Source organism: Mesorhizobium sp. M7D.F.Ca.US.004.01.2.1 (assembly GCF_003997785.1).
GTDB lineage: Bacteria > Pseudomonadota > Alphaproteobacteria > Rhizobiales > Rhizobiaceae > Mesorhizobium > Mesorhizobium loti.
The window spans coordinates 1-2581 of record NZ_RZRQ01000540.1; the positions used below are offsets into that span (position 1 = coordinate 1).

Here is a 2581-nt window from a genome sequence, read left to right on the forward strand (position 1 = left end):
CGCCTTCGACACCGCCTATGCCGACTACCGCGCCGGCAGCGCGATCGTGATCTGGGAGAGCGACCGCAAGGCGGTGACGGCGACAATCGACGAGATCGACGGCGACGGCGTGACGCTGACGGCGCCGATCGGCGTCGACTTCACCAACCCGACCGTCGCGCCGGCGCGCCAGGCGCTGCTGCCGGACGGCATCCAGACAAACCGGGAGCGCGGTCTCACGGCCGACATCGCGACCCGTTTTCAGGTGCTCGACAATGTCGACCTGTCCGGCGCCGAGATCTACGACCAGTTTCTGGCGCTCGACGTGCTAACCGATCCCCCCGCCAAGGTCGCCGCGCTGGCCGAAAGCATCGTGCGGGCAACGGAATACCGCGACAACGGTTTTGGCCCGATCGTGGCCGAGACCCAGAAGGCTTATGCCGATTTCGGGCAGACGCTTGGTTTTCGCGACGAGGGCAAGGCGGGGCTCTGGCGGCGCCGGCAATGGCTGCACAACCGGTGGGGCCAGCAAAAGGCATTCTGGCTGCCGTCATTCTCCAACGACCTGGTGCTGCAGGCCGGCTTCGGCTCGGGGGCCGTCACGCTCAGCGTCGCCAGCATCGCCCCGGCCAACTTCTATTTCGGGCGCAGCGTGATGATCGAGATGAAGAGTGGCGCGCGTTTCTTCCGCACCATCAACTCGGCCGTCAGCGCCGGCGCCAACGACACGCTGACCATAGCCTCGGCGCTGGGTACCGCCGTGACACCGGCCGATGTCAGACTGTTCTGCCTGCTGGCCAAGGTCAGGCTGGCCACCGACGCGGTGACGATCAACTACCGCGCCACATCGAGCACCTTCCGCCCGAATGACACGGACCTGTCGACCTGCACCATACCGGTCACCGAGGTGCCGGCATGACCGGATACGACGACAAGGAAGCCTCGATCGACGATGGCCGGCCGTACTTCCTTTATCTGTTCGACAATGGCGTCACGCGGACCAGGCTGACTTCGAACGCCGTCGAGCTCGACCGGGAAGTCGATCCGCTGATCGGCTTGGAACCGTGGACGGCATCGCCGGTCTCGCATGGCGATCTGGAGCAGGCCAGCAACATCGAGAAGAACGCCACCGACCTGACCTTTCCGTTGTCCGACACCTATGCGCGCACGCTGCTGCTGCCGGTCACAGCAATCACCGTGGTCACCATCTGGAAAGGTCATCACACCGACCTGAGCCACACGCTGAAGGTGCAATGGAAGGGCCGCGTCGTTTCGCCGAAGTCCGGCAAGCTGAGCATCACGGTACCGGTCGAGAGCATCTTCACCTCGATGCGCCGGACGGGCTGCCGGGCGCCCTACCAGCGGCCATGCCGGCATGTTCTCTATTTCCCCGGCTGCACGCTCAACTTCGACGACTGGAAGATCCCGGCGACGGTGACTGATATCAGCGGCCTGGAGCTTACCGTCGCCGAGGCGGCGTTGCGGCCGGATGGTGACTACAAGGCCGGGCTGGTCTTCTTCAATGGCCTTTATGCCTGGGTTGAAAGCCATGTCGGCGACAAGCTCACCCTGGTCGGTGCCCTCCAGGAAGGCCTGGCAGACACGGTCGACGACGACGGCTCGGCCGAGGTCGAGATCGCGCCTGGCTGCGATCTCTCCAAAGGGCTGGGGGGCTGCAAGAAGTTCGGTAACAACATAAATCACGGCGGGTTCGAAATGCCCGATGTCAATCCCTTCACGAACAGCATCGTCTAGGGAGCCCGGCGCGTGATCTTCTGGAACATCGTCTTCGCCATCGTCTCATTCGCGATCGAACTCGTGATGACGCCGAAGCCGCAGAACGCCAAGCCGAAATCGCTGGAGGATTTCCAGGTACCGACGGCGACCGAGGGCCGCAAGATCCCGGTGGTGTTCGGGACGGTCGACATGGAAGACCCGAACGTCACCTGGTACGGCGACCTCGCGCGCAATGCAATCAAGGGCGCGCGGCGCTACATGCTGTTCGGTCCCAGGCAGATCCTCGGCTACAAATACTCGATCGGCATGCAGATGGGTCTTTGCCACGGCCCGGCCGACGCGATGTTCGAGATCCGCGCCGGCGGCAAGATGGCCTTCCAGGGCGTTTCGCCCGGCGGTCGCATCACCATCAACAAGCCGGATCTGTTCGGTGGCGACCAGAGCGAAGGCGGCATCGTTGGCGACGTCGACCTTGAGATGGGCGCGCCCGACCAGTTGCAGAACGACTATCTCGTGGGCGTGCTGGGCGAGGACGTTTCCGCCTATCGTGGTGTCTTCACCGTGGTGCTGCGCCGGGTCTATCTCGGCACCTCCGCCTATATCAAAGCGTGGGCGTTCCGCCTGCAGCGGATACTGCTTCGGTCGGATGGCTCGCCGCAATGGTATGCCGAGAAAGCCGCCATCCAGAGCGAAATCCTCGACTTCACGAAAGGTGATCCAGGGCTCGACCTCGGCACGCAAAATGGCAGCGGTGACGGGGGTTGGGATACGAGTGGTGACTATGTCACCTGGTCGAACCTGGACACGATCAGGATCTGGACGCTGCCCACGGGCACACTCAGAACGATCCCGATAAGCCAAGGCG

At 63.7% G+C, this 2581-nt stretch carries 3 protein-coding genes; all 3 read left to right on the forward strand.

Annotated elements, in window-relative coordinates; translation table 11 throughout:
• On the forward strand, positions 1–898 hold an 898-nt coding region (locus EN993_RS37245; protein ID WP_206532468.1), incomplete at its 5' end, for a hypothetical protein.
• Entirely contained in the window at positions 895–1734 is an 840-nt protein-coding gene (locus EN993_RS34395; RefSeq protein ID WP_127266102.1) for a phage BR0599 family protein, read from the forward strand. The genes EN993_RS37245 and EN993_RS34395, both read left to right, overlap by 4 nt.
• 12 nt (positions 1735–1746) lie before the next feature.
• On the forward strand, positions 1747–2581 hold an 835-nt coding region (locus EN993_RS34400), incomplete at its 3' end, for a hypothetical protein (protein WP_206532469.1).